Annotated in this window: 14 protein-coding genes; 7 read left to right on the top strand and 7 right to left on the bottom strand. The window is 69.8% G+C overall.

The window, feature by feature from the left end; translation table 11 throughout:
- Window positions 1–133: 133 nt before the first annotated feature.
- Together ABZ406_RS21390 and ABZ406_RS21385 are read right to left on the bottom strand one after the other, a co-directional pair.
- Window positions 134–1,084: a malate dehydrogenase gene (locus ABZ406_RS21390; protein WP_357764224.1), complete on the bottom strand. Its 951-nt coding sequence runs from the start codon at window positions 1,082–1,084 to the stop codon at window positions 134–136.
- A 126-nt stretch (window positions 1,085–1,210) separates the two neighbouring features.
- Window positions 1,211–2,071, bottom strand: a complete 861-nt coding sequence (locus ABZ406_RS21385; protein WP_357764221.1) for a bifunctional methylenetetrahydrofolate dehydrogenase/methenyltetrahydrofolate cyclohydrolase — start codon at window positions 2,069–2,071, stop codon at window positions 1,211–1,213.
- A gap of 450 nt (window positions 2,072–2,521) precedes the next feature.
- Between ABZ406_RS21385 and ABZ406_RS21380 the strand changes: the two genes are divergently transcribed.
- From ABZ406_RS21380 to ABZ406_RS21360, 5 genes are all read left to right on the top strand, one after another.
- Window positions 2,522–4,123, top strand: a complete 1,602-nt coding sequence (locus tag ABZ406_RS21380; protein ID WP_357764218.1) for an ABC transporter substrate-binding protein — start codon at window positions 2,522–2,524, stop codon at window positions 4,121–4,123.
- A 197-nt stretch (window positions 4,124–4,320) separates the two neighbouring features.
- On the top strand, window positions 4,321–5,259 hold the full coding sequence (locus tag ABZ406_RS21375; RefSeq protein ID WP_357764215.1) for an ABC transporter permease: 939 nt from the start codon (window positions 4,321–4,323) through the stop codon (window positions 5,257–5,259).
- A 6-nt stretch (window positions 5,260–5,265) separates the two neighbouring features.
- Window positions 5,266–6,222 (top strand): ABC transporter permease, encoded by a 957-nt coding sequence (locus ABZ406_RS21370; RefSeq protein ID WP_357764212.1) that lies wholly within the window; start codon window positions 5,266–5,268, stop codon window positions 6,220–6,222.
- A gap of 6 nt (window positions 6,223–6,228) precedes the next feature.
- Window positions 6,229–7,260 carry an ABC transporter ATP-binding protein gene (locus tag ABZ406_RS21365; RefSeq protein ID WP_357764210.1) on the top strand — a complete coding sequence of 344 codons (1,032 nt, stop codon included), beginning with the start codon at window positions 6,229–6,231 and terminating at the stop codon, window positions 7,258–7,260.
- Entirely contained in the window at window positions 7,241–8,278 is a 1,038-nt protein-coding gene (locus ABZ406_RS21360; protein WP_357764207.1) for a dipeptide ABC transporter ATP-binding protein, read from the top strand. The genes ABZ406_RS21365 and ABZ406_RS21360 overlap by 20 nt, the downstream gene beginning before the upstream one ends.
- Window positions 8,279–8,392: 114 nt before the next feature.
- On the opposite strand, the gene purH is transcribed toward ABZ406_RS21360, so the two are convergent.
- The gene (gene purH / locus ABZ406_RS21355) at window positions 8,393–9,964 is read right to left on the bottom strand and encodes a bifunctional phosphoribosylaminoimidazolecarboxamide formyltransferase/IMP cyclohydrolase (protein WP_357764204.1); all 1,572 of its coding nucleotides are present in this window, start codon (window positions 9,962–9,964) and stop codon (window positions 8,393–8,395) included.
- Window positions 9,961–10,581, bottom strand: coding sequence for a phosphoribosylglycinamide formyltransferase (gene purN, locus ABZ406_RS21350; protein WP_112620605.1), 621 nt, complete (start codon window positions 10,579–10,581; stop codon window positions 9,961–9,963). The genes purH and purN overlap by 4 nt, the downstream gene beginning before the upstream one ends.
- 287 nt (window positions 10,582–10,868) lie before the next feature.
- Between purN and ABZ406_RS21345 the strand changes: the two genes are divergently transcribed.
- Window positions 10,869–11,420: a DUF4190 domain-containing protein gene (locus tag ABZ406_RS21345; protein ID WP_357764202.1), complete on the top strand. Its 552-nt coding sequence runs from the start codon at window positions 10,869–10,871 to the stop codon at window positions 11,418–11,420.
- Window positions 11,421–11,518: 98 nt separating this feature from the next.
- On the opposite strand, the gene ABZ406_RS21340 is transcribed toward ABZ406_RS21345, so the two are convergent.
- A complete protein-coding gene (locus ABZ406_RS21340) occupies window positions 11,519–12,808 on the bottom strand; it encodes a DUF6350 family protein (protein WP_357764199.1) in 1,290 nt (429 codons plus the stop codon).
- Window positions 12,809–13,008: 200 nt separating this feature from the next.
- Here ABZ406_RS21340 and ABZ406_RS21335 point away from each other — a divergent pair, with 200 nt between their 5' ends.
- Complete coding sequence (locus tag ABZ406_RS21335) at window positions 13,009–13,275, top strand: DUF4190 domain-containing protein (RefSeq protein ID WP_357764197.1); 267 nt, start codon at window positions 13,009–13,011, stop codon at window positions 13,273–13,275.
- Between the two features lie 60 nt (window positions 13,276–13,335).
- Here ABZ406_RS21335 and sucD read toward each other — a convergent pair whose 3' ends face one another.
- Window positions 13,336–14,223: a succinate--CoA ligase subunit alpha gene (gene sucD / locus ABZ406_RS21330; RefSeq protein ID WP_357764194.1), complete on the bottom strand. Its 888-nt coding sequence runs from the start codon at window positions 14,221–14,223 to the stop codon at window positions 13,336–13,338.
- Between the two features lie 2 nt (window positions 14,224–14,225).
- Window positions 14,226–15,404 (bottom strand): ADP-forming succinate--CoA ligase subunit beta, encoded by a 1,179-nt coding sequence (sucC, locus tag ABZ406_RS21325; protein WP_112583775.1) that lies wholly within the window; start codon window positions 15,402–15,404, stop codon window positions 14,226–14,228.
- Window positions 15,405–15,703 lie beyond the last annotated feature (299 nt).

Genomic DNA, 15,703 nt, shown 5'->3' with positions numbered 1-15,703 from the left:
GCCGAAGCTTCGCCGCGTCCGCGCAGAGAGCGTCAGTGCGCGGGTCCAGCTCCGCGGCTGGCCGGCCGAGCCCGGCGGGGTACGGGCGCCGGTTGCCGGCGCGCCCTTCGGTGGAGCGGTGGTTCGGGGGGAACTACATGCTGGAGATGTCGCCCTGCTTGGCGCGGACGGCTTCGGCGGCCTCCAGGAGGCTGGCGCGCTCGTCGGCGTCCAGATCGGTCTCGACGACCCGCTTGACGCCCTCGGCGCCGATCTCGGCCTCGACACCCAGGTAGACACCGGAGATGCCGTACTCGCCGTCGACCCAGGCGCAGACCGGCATGACGTCGCCGGAGTCCTCGGCGACGGCCTTCGCCATCCGGGCGGCGGCGGCGGACGGGGCGTAGTAGGCCGAACCGGTCTTGAGCAGCGCGACCACCTCGGCGCCACCGTTGCGGGTCTTGACGACCAGCTCTTCGATCTGCTCGGCCGGCATCGCGTCCCGCAGCGGCTTGCCGTTGACGGTGCTCTTCGACGGCACCGGGACCATGGTGTCGCCGTGCGAACCCAGGGTGAGCGTGCGTACGGACGCGACGGGCACGTTCAGCGCCTCGGCGACGAAGTTGCTGAACCGGGCGGTGTCGAGCATGCCGGCCTGGCCGAGCACCCGGTTCTTGGGGAACTGGGTGGCGAGCTGGGCCAGCGCGGTCATCTCGTCCAGCGGGTTGGAGACCACGATGACGACGGCGTTCGGGGCGTACTTGGCGACGTTCTCGGCGACCTGGCGAACGATCTTGGCGTTGGTCTCCAGCAGGTCCATCCGGCTCATGCCGGGCTTCCGCGGCAGGCCAGCGGTGATCACGACGACGTCGGAGCCCTCGATGCTCTCGTAGCCCTCACCGTTGGGGCCGGTGGTCACGCCGACGACCTTGGTCTCGAAGCCCTCGATGGCCCGGGACTGGTTGAGGTCGAGCGCCAGACCCGCGGGCTTGCCCTCCACGATGTCGGTGATCACGACGGTGTCGAAGACGTCGTACTCGGCCAGGCGCTGTGCGGTGGTGGAGCCGTAGAAGCCAGCCCCGACGACAGTGACCTTCTTACCCATGGTCGTCCCACTCCCTGATACCAGTCGGTTTTCCGGACCGTATCAGTCATCCTGGCACCGAACAGGCCAGGGGCGGCGGCCATCGCCGGGATGGGGTGAACGTCACGGGCGTCACGGATGCGACGGTCAGCCCCGTTCGGCGCGCTCCACGACGTTGCTGAGCAGCATCGCCCGGGTCATCGGGCCCACGCCGCCGGGCATGGGGACCAGCGCGCCGGCCTTCTCGGCCACCTCCGGGTCCACGTCGCCGGTGTAGCGGCCCTTGCCGTCCGCGCCGATCACGCGGGTGATGCCGACGTCCACCACCACCGCGCCCGGGTTGATCATGTCGGCGGTGAGCAGCCCCGGTACGCCGGCAGCGACGATGACGATGTCGGCGGCACGGGTGTGCGAGGCGAGGTCGAGGGTGCCGGTGTGGCAGAGGGTGACTGTGGCGTTCTCGCTGCGCCGGGTGAGCAGCAGGCCGAGCGGCCGACCGACGGTGTTGCCCCGGCCGACCACAGCGACGGTGGCACCGCGCAACGCCACGTCGTGGCGGCGGAGCAGCTCGACGATGCCGCGTGGGGTGCACGGCAGCGGACCGTCGTAGCCGAGTACGAGCCGACCCAGGTTGACCGGGTGCAGGCCGTCGGCGTCCTTGTCCGGGTCGATCAACTCCAGGACCCGCTGGGTGTCGAGGTGGGCCGGCAGCGGCAACTGGACGATGTAGCCGTGGCACGCCGGGTCGGCGTTCAGCTCGGCCAGCACGTCGTCGACCTGCTGTTGGGTGGCGTCGGCCGGCAGTTCGCGGCGGATCGAGGCGATGCCGACCTCGGCGCAGTCGCGGTGCTTGCCGTTGACGTACGCCTGGCTGCCCGGGTCCGTCCCGACGAGGACAGTGCCGAGCCCGGGGATGATGCCGCGTTCCGCGAGTGCCTTCACCCGGATGCGCAGCTCGTCCTTGATGTCCGCTGCGGTTGCCTTGCCGTCCAGAAGCGTCGCCGTCACGACCTGATCGTCTCACGGCCGGCACCCGCGATTCGGACGACCTCGCCCGGTCCGCCAACAGGGCTGTCAGCCGCAGCCGACCGGACGTGTGACCGTCTGTGACGTGGCGCTAATCACTCTTGGTCACATCTTGTGCATTCGATCACCGTCGAACCAGACGGACCGACACTCGGCAGCGGAGACCGCGCCTTCGCCTCAGCGGGCGCGGAGCCGACCCAGACGGGCCCATCCACCCCGTCAGATCCGCGACCTTCCGCAGCTCATCGCAGGGAAACGCGATCTCGGCTAGCAGATTCACTGGCGTACGACAAGGGGGGCAACACCGGACCGTTACCCATCCGCAACCGCGTCGTTGTCGAAGGTCCACCACCGACCTACCGTTACCGCTTGTTGCGCAGCGTAACCCAGCGTCGGGCCTGACTGCGCAGCGTGAGGAGATGAGGAGGCTCAATGCGAGTTCGTAGACTCGCTGCCTGGACCGCCCTCCCGCTCGCGGTGACGCTGGGCCTCGCGGCCTGCGGCAGCGGCGGAGACGGTGGATCCGGCGGCAGTGACAGTTCGGCGGTCAGCATCCAGATCGCCGAGCCGAAGCACCTGGTTCCCACCAACACCACCGAGACGTCCGGGTCGCAGGTGCTGGCCGGCCTGTTCAGCCCGCTCGTCGACTACGACGCCCAGAACAAGCCGTTCGAGGTCGCCGCGCAGTCGATCACCTCGTCCGACAACAAGGTCTGGACGATCAAGCTCAAGGACGGTTTCACCTTCCACAACGGTGAGAAGGTCACGTCCGACGACTACATCAACGCGTGGAACTACGGCGCGTACGCCCCGAACGGCCAGGACAGCAACTTCTTCTTCGAGAAGATCGCTGGGTACGCCGACCTTCAGGGCAAGGCGCCGAAGGCCAAGGAGTTGTCCGGCCTGAAGAAGGTCGACGACCTCACCTTCACCGCGACGCTGTCCGACCCGTACATCGACTTCAAGACCACGCTGGGCTACAACGCGTTCTTCCCGATGCCGAAGGCCGCGTTCTCGGCTCCGGGCGTGCTCAAGGACTCCTACGAGCAGGCACCGATCGGGCAGGGCCCCTTCAAGATGAAGGGCACCTGGCAGCACGACAGCAAGATCGACGTCGAGCGCTACGACGCGTACCCGGGCGACAAGCCCAAGGTCAAGAACATCGAGTTCCGGATCTACCAGCAGCTCACCGCGGCGTACGCGGACGTCCTGGCGGACAACCTGGACGTGCTGCCCACGATCCCGACCGAGAGCCTGAGCACCGCGCCGACGGACCTGGGTGACCGGTACAAGACGAGCCCGATGTCGTCGTTCCAGTTCCTGGCGTTCCCGACGTTCGACAAGGACTACAGCAACCCGGACGTGCGCAAGGCCATCTCGATGGCGATCGACCGTGACGAGATCACCAAGTCGGTCTTCAAGGGTTCGCAGACGTCGGCACGTTCCTTCGTCTCGCCGGTCCTGCCGGGCTACCGGGAGAACACCGCGGGCAAGGCCGGGGAGTTCAACCCGACCGAGGCCAAGAAGCTCTACCAGGCCGCCGGCGGTCCGTCGAAGATCGTCATCTCGTACAACGGCGACGGTGGGCACAAGGACTGGGTCGACGCGACTGTCAACCAGCTCAAGGCCAACCTGGGCGTGGACGCTGTGGGCTCGGCCGAGCCGAAGTTCGCCGACCTGCTGACCAAGGTCGAGAAGAAGACGCCGGTGGGTGCGTTCCGGATGGGTTGGGTCATGGACTACCCGACCATGGAGGACTACCTCGGCCCGCTGTACAGCACGAACGGCTCGTCGAACTACTACGGCTACAGCAACCCGCAGTTCGACAAGCTGGTCAAGGAGGGTTCCGCCGCCAAGACGCAGGACGAGGCGATCGCCAAGTACCAGCAGGCGGAGGACATCCTGGCCAAGGACATGCCGGTGATCCCGCTCCGCTTCGGCGAGAACGTGTTCGGCCACTCGTCCAAGGTCAAGAACGTGGAGATGGACCTGTTCCAGCGGGTCAACCTCGTCAAGATCGAAGCAGCCAACTGAGCTGACCATGGTGCGGGCCACCCGGGCGTCGAAGCCCGGGTGGCCCGGACCGCACCATCGGGGCCGGGCCGCAGCAGCGGACCCGGCGCCGGTGGCGCCGGCTCCCCCGGGCCGGACGGCGCGTCTCGGATATTTCGGGTACGACCAGAGATGCCGTCCTGCGACCCTTTCGCACATTTCCGGAGAGACTGCTAAGCATGTTCCGCTACATCCTGCGGCGCCTACTGCAGATGGTCCTGGCCTTCTTCGGGACCACCCTGATCGTCTACGCGCTGACATTCGCCGGGCAGAGCGACCCGATCCAGGCGCTCGCCGGTGAGCGGCCGGTGACGCCAGCGCAGCGGGCCTACCTGACCGAGAAGTACCACCTGGACGCCACTGGCGTCGGCGGCTTCTTCTACCGCTACTTCGACTACGTGAAGAACCTGCTCCAGGGCAACCTGGGCGAGTCGCTGACCGGTCGGAACATCGGTGACATCCTCCAGCAGGCCTGGCCGGTCACCGTGCGGCTCGCGCTCATCGCGCTCGCTGTGGCGATCATTTTCGGCGTCACCGCCGGGGTGCTCGCCGGCATCCGGCGGGCCAGCATCTTCGACAACTCGACGCTGGTGCTGACCCTGCTGGTGCTGGGCATCCCGACAATCGTGCTGGCGCCGCTGGCGCAGTACTTCCTGGGCGTCAAGTGGCAACTCTTCCCGCCCACCGCCGGCTCCGACCCGACGTTCTACGCGCTCCTGCTGCCGGGCATCGTGCTCGGCTCGCTGTCGCTGGCCACCGCCCTCCGACTCACCCGGGCCTCGGTGGCAGAGAACCTGCGCGCGGACTACGTCCGGACCGCTCGGTCCAAGGGGCTGGTCAAGCGGCGCATCGTCGTCGTCCACGTGCTGCGCAACTCCCTGATCCCGGTGGTCACCTTCCTCGGTGTCGAACTGGGCAACCTGATGAGCGGCGCAATCATCACCGAGGGCGTCTTCAACATCCCCGGCGTCGGCTTCAACCTCTTCCGCGGCATCCGCACCGAGGACGGCCCCCTGGTGGTCGGCATCGTCAGCGTGCTCGTCGTGGTCTACCTGGTCTCGAACCTGGTGGTGGACGTCCTGTACGCCGTACTCGACCCGAGGATTCGCTATGAGTGAGCAGGCATGAGCGACTTTGAGACTGTGGCGGCCACCGAGAACCAGGCCGCGCGACGTGGCCCCTCCGGGGAGCCGGGCGCGCCCAACCAGGTGGGCGTCGCGCAGAAGCCTCGCAGCCTGGCCGGTGACGCCTGGCGCGACCTGCGCCGCAACCCGATCTTCTGGATCTCGCTGGCGCTTGTCGTCGTCTTCACCCTGATGGCGCTGTTCCCCGGAGTGTTCACCGCCAACAACCCGAACGACTGCCTGCTCGCCCGGCAGCACGCCGGGCCGTCCGGCGGGGCCATCTTCGGGTACGACTTCCAGGGCTGCGACACGTACTCCCGGGCGGTCTACGGCACCAGGGCGTCGCTGCTGGTCGGTTCGCTCGCCGCGCTCGGCACCGGGATCATCGCGCTGGTGATCGGCATGCTGGCCGGTTACTTCGGCCGTTGGGTCGACGCGGTGCTGTCCCGGGTGATCGACGTGGTGCTCGGCATCCCGCTGCTGCTGGCCGCGATCGTGCTGCTCAAGCGGGTGTCGAGTGACAGCCAGTGGGCTCGGATCGGTGCTGTCATCTTCGTGTTGGCCCTGCTCGGCTGGACCACCGCCGCCCGTGTCGTCAGGTCCTCGGTGATCACCGCGAAGGAGCAGGACTACGTGGCCGCGGCCCGGATGCTCGGCGCCGGCAACAGCCGGATCATGTGGCGGCACATCCTGCCGAACTCGCTGGCCCCGGCCATCGTCGTGCTGACCATCGCGCTCGGCTCGTTCATCGCGGCCGAGGCGACGCTCTCGTTTCTCGGCATCGGCCTGAAGGCGCCCACCATCTCGTGGGGTCAGGACATCGACACCGGCCGGATCCACATGCGGGAGGCGGCCACCCCGTTGATCGTCCCGTCGGCCTTCCTGGCGCTGACCGTGCTGGCGTTCATCATGCTCGGCGACGCGATCCGTGACGCCTTCGACCCGAAGCTGCGGTGATTCCTCATGACCGTTCGACCCACGCCCGCCTCCGCCACACCCGAGGGCGGTCACCTGCTGGAGTTGCGGGACCTGCACGTCGAGTTCCGCACCAACGAGGGTGTCGCCCGGGTGATCAACGGTGTGTCGTACCACCTGGACGCCGGCGAGACACTTGCCGTGCTCGGCGAATCCGGCTCGGGCAAGTCGGTGACCGCCCAGGCGATCATGGGCATTCTGGACACCCCGCCCGCGTTCGTCCGCTCCGGCCAGATCCTCTACCAGGGTGAGGACCTGCTCACCCGCACCGAGGAGCAGCGTCGGCAGGTACGCGGCAAGGAGATCGCGATGATCTTCCAGGACGCGCTCTCCGCCCTCAATCCGGTCTTCCCGGTCGGATGGCAGATCGGTGAGACGCTGCGCCAGCGCGCCGGGATGTCCCGGGCCGACGCGCGACGTCGCGCCGTCGAACTGATGGATCTGGTCAAGATCCCGGGTGCGGCGAAGCGGATCGGCGACTACCCGCACCAGTTCTCCGGCGGGATGCGGCAGCGCGTCATGATCGCCATGGCGTTGGCGCTGGACCCGAAGGTGCTGATCGCCGACGAGCCCACCACGGCACTCGACGTGACGGTACAGGCCCAGATCATGGACCTGCTGGCCGACCTGCGCCGGGATCTGAACATGGCGATGATCCTGATCACCCACGACCTGGGCGTGGTCGCCGGTGTCGCAGACCGGATCGCTGTCATGTACGCCGGCCGGATCGTCGAGCACGCCGACGTCCGCTCGCTCTACAAGGCGCCCGCCCACCCGTACACCAAGGGGTTGTTGGAATCGATCCCGCGCCTGGACGTCCGCGGCCAGGAACTGTCGACGATCAAGGGGTTGCCGCCGAACCTGATGCGCATCCCGTCCGGCTGCCCGTTCCACCCCCGGTGCCCGTACGTCCAGCAGGTCTGCGTGGACGAGGTGCCGCACGACCTGGTCCTCGGCGACGGCCGGACCAGCGCTTGCCACTTCGCGCAGGAGGTCCGTGATGACAGCGTCGCCCGCTGACTCGACGAAGGTCCGCGGAGAGACCATCCTCTCCGTCGACAACCTGGTGAAGCACTTCCCGATCACTCAGGGCGTGCTGTTCCAGCGGCAGATCGGGGCGGTGAAGGCCGTCGACGGGGTGAGCTTCGAGCTGCGTCGGGGCGAGACGCTCGGCGTGGTCGGCGAGTCCGGCTGCGGCAAGTCCACCCTCGCCCGGCTGCTGATGCGGTTGGAGACGCCCACCTCCGGACGCGCCACCCTGGAGGGGAGGGACCTGTTCAAGGCCTCCGGCGGCGAACTGCGCCGACTGCGGCGCAACATGCAGATGGTGATGCAGGACCCGTACACCTCGCTGAACCCACGGATGACCGTCGGCGACATCATCGGCGAGCCGTTCGAGATCCACCCGGATGCCGCGCCGAAGGGCAGCAAGGGCAAGCGGGTCCAGGAACTGTTGGACCTGGTCGGGCTCAACCCGGAGCACATCAACAGGTACCCGCACCAGTTCTCCGGCGGTCAGCGTCAGCGCATCGGCATCGCCCGCGCCCTCGCGCTGAAGCCTGAGATCATCGTCTGCGACGAGCCGGTGTCGGCGCTCGACGTCTCCATCCAGGCTCAGGTGATCAACCTGCTCAAACAGCTCCAGGGCGAGCTGGGGCTCTCGTACATCTTCATCGCGCACGACCTGTCCGTGGTGCGGCACATCGCCGACCGCGTCGCGGTCATGTACCTCGGCCGGATCGTCGAGATCGGCACCGAGGACGAGATCTACGAGCGGGCCACCCACCCGTACACCCAGGCTCTGCTCTCCGCCGTGCCGGTGCCGGACCCGGAGGCCCGCGACCAGCGCAACATGATCCGTCTGGTCGGCGACGTGCCCAGCCCGGCCGACCCGCCGAGCGGGTGCCACTTCCGGACCCGTTGCTGGAAGGCCCAGGACATCTGTGCGGTGGAGGACCCGGCAACGGTGCCCCGGGCTGCGGACCCCCACCCCTCCGCCTGCCACTTCGCCGAGCTGCGCCCAACCACCGCAGCCTGACCACCGCAGCCTGACCACCCACCAGGGTGATCATGGGGTTGACGGGCCGTTCGTCCGGCCTGTCGCCCGTCAACCCCATGATCAACCCGTATGGGGGTGGGTGGGGGTGGGGGGTTAGTGGAAGAAGTGGCGGGTTCCCGTTAGGTACATCGTTACGTTGGCCTTCTGGGCCGCTGCGATTACTTCTTCGTCGCGGATCGAGCCGCCGGGCTGCACGATGGCGCGGACACCGGCGTCGATGAGGATCTGCGGGCCGTCGGCGAACGGGAAGAACGCGTCCGAGGCGGCGACCGAGCCGCGGGCCCGGTCGGCGCCGGCGCGGGTGACAGCCAGCTGCGCCGAGTCGACCCGGTTGACCTGACCCATGCCGACCCCGACGGTGGCGCCGCCCTTGGCGAGCAGGATCGCGTTGCTCTTCACCGCGCGCACCGCCCGCCAGGCGAACGCGAGGTCCCGCAGCAGTTCCTCGTCGGCGGCCTCGCCGGTGGCCAACGTCCAGTTCGCCGGGTCGTCACCGGGCGCGTTCACCCGGTCGGCGACCTGGGCCAGCACCCCGCCGGTCACCTGCCGCAACTCCACCAGCGCCGGCGTCCAGGCCGGTGCCCGCAGCAGCCGGATGTTCTTCTTGCCCCGCAACACCTCGACCGCGCCCTCGTCGAAGCCGGGGGCGACCACTACCTCGGTGAAGATATCGGAGACCTGCCGGGCCAACTCGACCGAGACCGACCGGTTGACAGCGATCACGCCGCCGAACGCGGACACCGGGTCGCAGGCGTGCGCCAGGCGGTGCGCCTCGGCGACGTCCGCGCCGACCGCGATGCCACACGGGTTGGCGTGCTTGATGATCGCCACGGCCGGCTGGTCGGCGAAGTCGTTGGCGGCCCGCCACGCGGCGTCCGCGTCGACGTAGTTGTTGTACGACATCTCCTTGCCGTGCAGCTGCTCTGCCTGGGCCAGCCCCGCCGGGGCGTCCGGGTCGGTGTAGAGCGCTGCCGGCTGGTGCGGGTTCTCGCCGTAGCGCAGCGCTGTCGACTTGCGCAGCGCGAGCCCCGCGAACTGCGGCCACGAGTCGTCGGCGGGGGCCAGCTCCCGGGCGCACCACTGGGCCACCGCGACGTCGTACTCGGCGATGTCGGCGAACGCACGGGCGGCCAGCGCGCGACGCTGGGCCAGTGTGAAGCCACCCTCGCTGAGCGCGCCGACGAGCGCCGGGTAGCCGGTCGGGTCGGTGAGCACGGCGACCGAGGCGTGGTTCTTGGCGGCGGCCCGCACCATCGCCGGGCCACCGATGTCGATCTGCTCCACGCACTCCTCGACGTCGGCGCCGAAGGCGACCGTCGCCTGGAAGGGGTAGAGGTTGGAGACCAGCAGGTCGAACGCCGCCACTCCCAACTCGTCGAGCTGGGCGACATGGGTGTCCTTGCGCAGGTCCGCGAGGAGACCCGCGTGCACCTTCGGGTGCAGGGTCTTCACCCGGCCGTCGAGCACCTCGGGAAACCCGGTCACCGTCTCCACCGGCGTCACCGGCACTCCGGCGGCGGCGATGGTGCCCGCCGTGCTGCCGGTGGAGACGATCTCCACACCGGCCGCGTGCAGGGCCTGAGCCAGCTCGACCAGCCCGGTCTTGTCGTAGACGCTGACCAGCGCCCGCCTGATCGGGCGGCGCCCGTCCTGAGTGGGACTCACGGAACCGTGACCTTCCTTCCGGTGATGGTCCAGCCTTCGCGGACCAGCCGACCGACCTGCTCGACGAGCTGGCGCCGCTCGGCTTCCTTGATGCGCTCGGTGAGCGTGTCGACGTCGTCGTCGTCGAGCACCGGCACGGCGACCTGCGCGACGATCGGCCCGGTGTCCATGCCGGCGTCGACGAAGAAGAGGGTGGCTCCGGTGAGCTTCACGCCGTAGGCGAGGGCGTCCCGCGGGCCGTGGATGCCGGGAAACGCCGGCAGCAGCGTGTTGTGCGTGTTCAGGTAACGGTCGCCGAAGGCGGCGAGGAAGTGCGGCCCGACCAGCTTGAGGAAACCGGCGGAGATGACCAGATCGGGTTGGTGCTTCGCGACGTGCGCGGTGAGCGCCCGATCCCAGTCCTCCCGGGTGTCGTGGTCGCGGACCCGCTCGACGAAGGTCGGCACCCCCGCCGCGTCGGCCCGATCCAGGCCCGCGATGCCGTCGCGGTCCGCGCCGACAGCGACGACCTGCGCGCCGTACGCGGGGTCGACGGCAGCATCCAGCAGCGACTGAAGGTTGCTCCCGGAGCCGGAGATGAGGACGACGATGCGGGCGACAGGCGCGGGCTCGGTCACCGGGCCACCCTATCGGGCAGGTCAGGGACGCCCTCCGGCCGGGCGGGACGCCGATCTTCGACCCGGCCGACGTGCGCCGACCCGGTACGCTGCCGGTCGTTCGGGCCGAACGCCGCGCCGACCCCACACCACGACGGATCGGCACACCTGAGCGGCCAAGCAAGGGATTTACCGCACTTCGCGAGATATGTCGTCCCGTTGTCGTACTGGGCATTGGGAGGACTGACCGCGATCATGGATGGAAACACAGAGCACCACTGACGGAACCAGTCCAAGGAGCTTCTCGAATGCAGCCCGGTAACCCCGGTCAGGACCCGTACGGCCAGCAGCCCAACCAGGACCCGACCGCACCCCAGCCGCCAGCCGCCCCGTACGGCCAGCCCACCTCCGGCCAGCCGTACGGCCAGCAGCCGCAGGACCCGTACGCCGCGCCGCAGGCCCCGTACGGTCAGCAGCCCACCTCGGGGCAGCCGTACGGCCAGCAGCCGCCGTACCAGGACCCGTACGCGCAGCAGCAGCCCCCGTACGGCGCCGGCCCGACGTACCCGAACGCCGGTTACCCGCAGGGGCAGGGGCAGAACAACACCCTCGGCCTGGTGTCGATGATCCTCGGTATCGCGTCGATCCCGCTGGTCTGCTGCCTGTACCTGGGCATCCCGGTCGGCATCGCCGGCATCGTGACCGGCTACCTCGCCAAGCAGAAGGTGGCCCAGGGTCAGGCCAACAACGCCGGCCAGGCCAAGGCCGGTCTGATCTGCGGCGCGGTGGGCGTCGGGCTGGGCATCGTGTTGCTCATCCTGAGCGTCGTGGCGCAGGTGAACCTGCCCACCCAGCCCTGACCGGCTCGGATTCGACGGGGCGCTCCGGGTTCGCCCGGGGCGCCCCGCGCTCGTTTGCCGTCCGGACTGCCCCGGGTCGCCGCCGGACGGCGGCGGCCCTACTGCGTGGCGCCGCGGGTCAGCGCGCGGGTGGCGGCGGCGCCGAGCAGTGCCCCGACCGCTACGACACCGGCCGCCACCGCCCCGACCTGCCAACCAACCGGCCCGACCTCTGCCAGCCGGCCGGCGCCGAGCGGCCCGCCGGACACCGCGGCAGCCGCGCCGAGCACCAGGCCGGCGATCGGCCCGGCGAGCGCCGCAGGGGCCAGCAACTCGGCCCAGCGACGCGCGGCCCGCTCCGGCCCGGCAAGTCGGGCCACCCGACGGGCGAGCAGCCAGCCGGCGACCATCCCGGCCAGCACCGGCACCGCGAGCAGCAGGGCGCCGAGGCCGTCCACCGGGCCACGCGGGAGGCCGGCGAGCAGCGGCACGGCCGGCAGCGCGCCGACCGACACCTCGCTGGTGCGGACCGCGGTGTCGGTCCCGACCGCGAAACCCGGCCCGAGCAGGTAACTTGCCGACCAGACCGCCGCGTTGGGCGCGTACGCGACGCTGACCAGGGTGATGCCGGCCTGTCCGGCGACCCCGGTCCGGTACGCCCCGATCATGTCTGCCGCGTCGCCGCCGCCGGTGGCCACCGCCAGGCCGGCCGCGCCCGCACCCGCGCCGAGCAGCAGCAGCCCCGCCACCAGACCGGTGCGGACGCCGTCGCGCACCGGACCCGGCATCCGGCTGACGAGAAGCCTGGTCACTGCGGTGATCCGAACCGCGCCGACCAGCGCGGCGAGTGTGCCGACCACAGCGAACGTGGCCGCGGCCCGGAGCACTGACGCATTCGGCCCGCCGGCACCGACCAGCAGTGCCGCGAGCGCGCCGAGCAGCGCGTACCCGATGCCCACAGCGACCGCCGCGACCAGTGCCTGGCGCGGTGAGCGGGTGTCCCGAGCGCCCAACGCGCGGCTGACGTGCACACCGGCGCGGGTCAGCCGCCAGAGCGCGAGCACTGTCAGCGCGAGCGGGGCGAGCCCGAGCGGACCGGCTTCGGTGTGCAGTGGGACGCCGTGCCCGAGCAGCCAGCCGGCCAGCGCGGTGCGCAGGGTGCCGGTGAGCGTGGTGCCGTCCGCGCCGAGCTGCACCAGGCCGAGCACGACGGCCACCGGCAGGTACGACGTGAGGGCGGCCCAGCAGGCGGCCACCCCGGCGGCGACGGGCAACGGCGCCCTCCCGCGCGGCGACCCGCCCACACGGGGCGCGGGCACCCGTCGGGCCGGTGCGGCACGGTCGACCGGCCGGTCGTCGGCGCTCACACCGCCGGGACGGCTGGGACGGTCAGGGGTGACGGGGGACATCCGCTCTACTCTGGCACGTCGCGCGGGCGGTGGCAGTCCGTTAACCCCTCCTGAGGACGGCGAGTTCACCGAACCGGCGTCCCGCCCACCCGGGCCGGTCTAGCCTCGGCCCAGAGGGGGCGCGAGTCGCCGCCACCCGGGACGGGCCCACCGGTAGCGGTCCGGGCCGACACGTCGCCCACGACCGCTCGGAGGAAGCTGTGACCACGCCATACCCGCCTCCCCCACCACCACCGGCCCGGGGACGCGATCGCACCACACTGTGGGGCGTGCTGGGCATCGTGCTTGGGCTGATCTGCTGCGGCATCTTCGGCATCGTCTTCGGCTACCTGTCCATCCGCGACGCCCGGCGGTACGGGCAGTCGCCGCTGCTCGGTTACCTCGCCATCGCGTTCGGCGTGATCAACATCATCGGCGGGGCGATCCTGCGCGCGACAGGCAACTACCCGTTCTGGAACAACGACTGACGCGTACGCCGAAGGGGGTCGACCGTGACCGGTCGACCCCCTCCGTGGTGCCTGCACAGCTCAGCTGCCGGACATGATCTCCCGCATCAGCTTGGCGGTCTCGGTCGGCGTCTTGCCGACCTTGACGCCGACGGCCTCCAGGGCCGCCTGCTTCGCCTCGGCGGTGCCCGCCGAACCGGAGATGATCGCCCCGGCGTGACCCATGGTCTTGCCGGGCGGAGCGGTGAAGCCGGCGATGTAGCCGACCACCGGCTTGGTGACGTTGGCCTTGATGAAGTCGGCGGCCCGCTCCTCGGCGTCGCCACCGATCTCACCGATCATGACGATGGCGTCGGTCTCCGGGTCGGCCTCGAACGCCGCGAGGGCGTCGATGTGGGTGGTCCCGATGATCGGGTCACCGCCGATGCCGACGCAGGTGGAGAAACCGATGTCGCGCAGCTCGTACATCATCTGGTAGGTGAGCGTGCCGCTCTTGCTCACCAGGCCGATCCGACCGGAGCCGGTGATGTCGGCCGGGATGATGCCGGCGTTGGACGCGCCCGGCGAGGCGATGCCCGGGCAGTTCGGCCCGATGATCCGGGTCTGCTCGCCCTGCGCCACGTTGTACGCCCAGAACGACGCGGTGTCGTGCACCGGAACGCCCTCGGTGATCACCACGGCCAGCGGGATCGCGGCGTCGATCGCCTCGACCACGGCGGCCTTGGTGAACTGCGGCGGCACGAAGATGACAGTCACGTCGGCCCCGGTCTCGGCAATCGCGTCCGCGACGGACGCGAAGACCGGCAGCTCGGTGCCGTCGAAGTCGACAGTCTGGCCCGCCTTGCGCGGGTTGACGCCGCCCACCACGTTGGTGCCGGCGGCCAGCATCCGCCGGGTGTGCTTGGAACCCTCGGAACCGGTCATCCCCTGGACGATGACCTTCGAGTCCTTGGTCAGCCAGATAGCCATGATCAGACCCCCGCAGCTGCCAGCTCGGCGGCCCGCTCGGCCGCACCGTCCATGGTGTCCACCCGCTGCACGAGCGGGTTGTTCGCGCTGTCCAGGATCGCCCGGCCAGCTTCGGCGTTGTTGCCGTCGAGGCGGACGACGAGCGGCTTGGTGACCTGCTCGCCGCGCTGCTCCAGCAGGGCCAGCGCCTGGATGATGCCGTTGGCGACCTCGTCGCAGGCGGTGATGCCGCCGAAGACGTTCACGAAGACGCTCTTCACCGCCGGGTCGGAGAGCACGATCTCCAGCCCGTTCGCCATCACCGCGGCGCTCGCGCCGCCGCCGATGTCGAGGAAGTTGGCCGGCTTGACGTTGCCGTGCCGCTCACCGGCGTACGCGACCACGTCGAGCGTGGACATGACCAGACCCGCGCCGTTGCCGATGATGCCGACCTCGCCGTCGAGCTTGACGTAGTTGAGGTCCTTGGCCTTGGCGGCCTGCTCCAGCGGGTCCACGGCGGCCTGGTCGACGAGCGCCTCGTGGTCCGGGTGCCGGAACGCGGCGTTCTCGTCCAGGCTGATCTTCGCGTCGAGCAGCAGCATCCGACCGTCGCCGTTCTTGGCGAGCGGGTTGACCTCGACCAGTGTGGCGTCCTCGGCGACGAACGCCTGCCACAGGCCGACGGCGATCTCGACCACCTGGTCGGCGACAGCGGCCGGGAAGCCGGCGGCGGTCACGATCTCGCGGGCCTTGGCCTCGTCGACGCCCTTCACGGCGTCGATCGGGGCCTTCACGACCTTGTCGGGGGTCTCGGCGGCGACCTGCTCGATGTCCATGCCGCCGGCGACGCTGGCGATGCAGAGGAAGGTGCGGTTCGCCCGGTCGAGCAGGTACGAGAAGTAGTACTCCTCGGCCACGTCCGCGGTCACCGTGATCATGACCTTGTGGACGGTGTGACCCTTGATGTCCATGCCGAGGATGTCGGTGGCCCGAGCCACCGCCTCATCCGGGCCCTCGGCCAGCTTGACGCCGCCGGCCTTACCTCGGCCGCCGACCTTTACCTGCGCCTTGACGACCACACGGCCGCCAAGACGTTCGGCGATCGCGCGGGCCTCTTCCGGGGTAGTGGCGACGCCGCCGGCCAGCACGGGCAAGCCGTGCCGCTCGAACAGGTCCCGCCCCTGGTACTCGTACAGGTCCACGATTGCGCGTCCCGTCCCGTCTCCGCGGCGCGCCGTCGCGCCGCCACCAGCGTTCAGAAAACAGTTTGACGCCTGTCATCAGTTGAAACAGGCCATTGGCCGCAGCCTAGCGAGGTCGGCACCACCGGCAACCGAGCGGGTGCACGGTGTGCGGTAATGCACAACCGAACATCAGATGTGGCTGCTTTCCGGCGATGACCCGGCTGACATCCACCGTCCGGGCGATGTTGTCCGGCGTGCGTAACCCCGCCGTGGGGGCGTCGTTGAGTCAGATGTCGGAGCGCTGAACAGCGCAAAGA

The organism is Micromonospora sp. NPDC005710, assembly GCF_040630995.1.
In the GTDB taxonomy this organism is placed as follows: domain Bacteria; phylum Actinomycetota; class Actinomycetes; order Mycobacteriales; family Micromonosporaceae; genus Micromonospora.
Note: the sequence above shows the minus strand (reverse complement) of the source record. Positions and strands in the feature narration are given on the sequence as shown.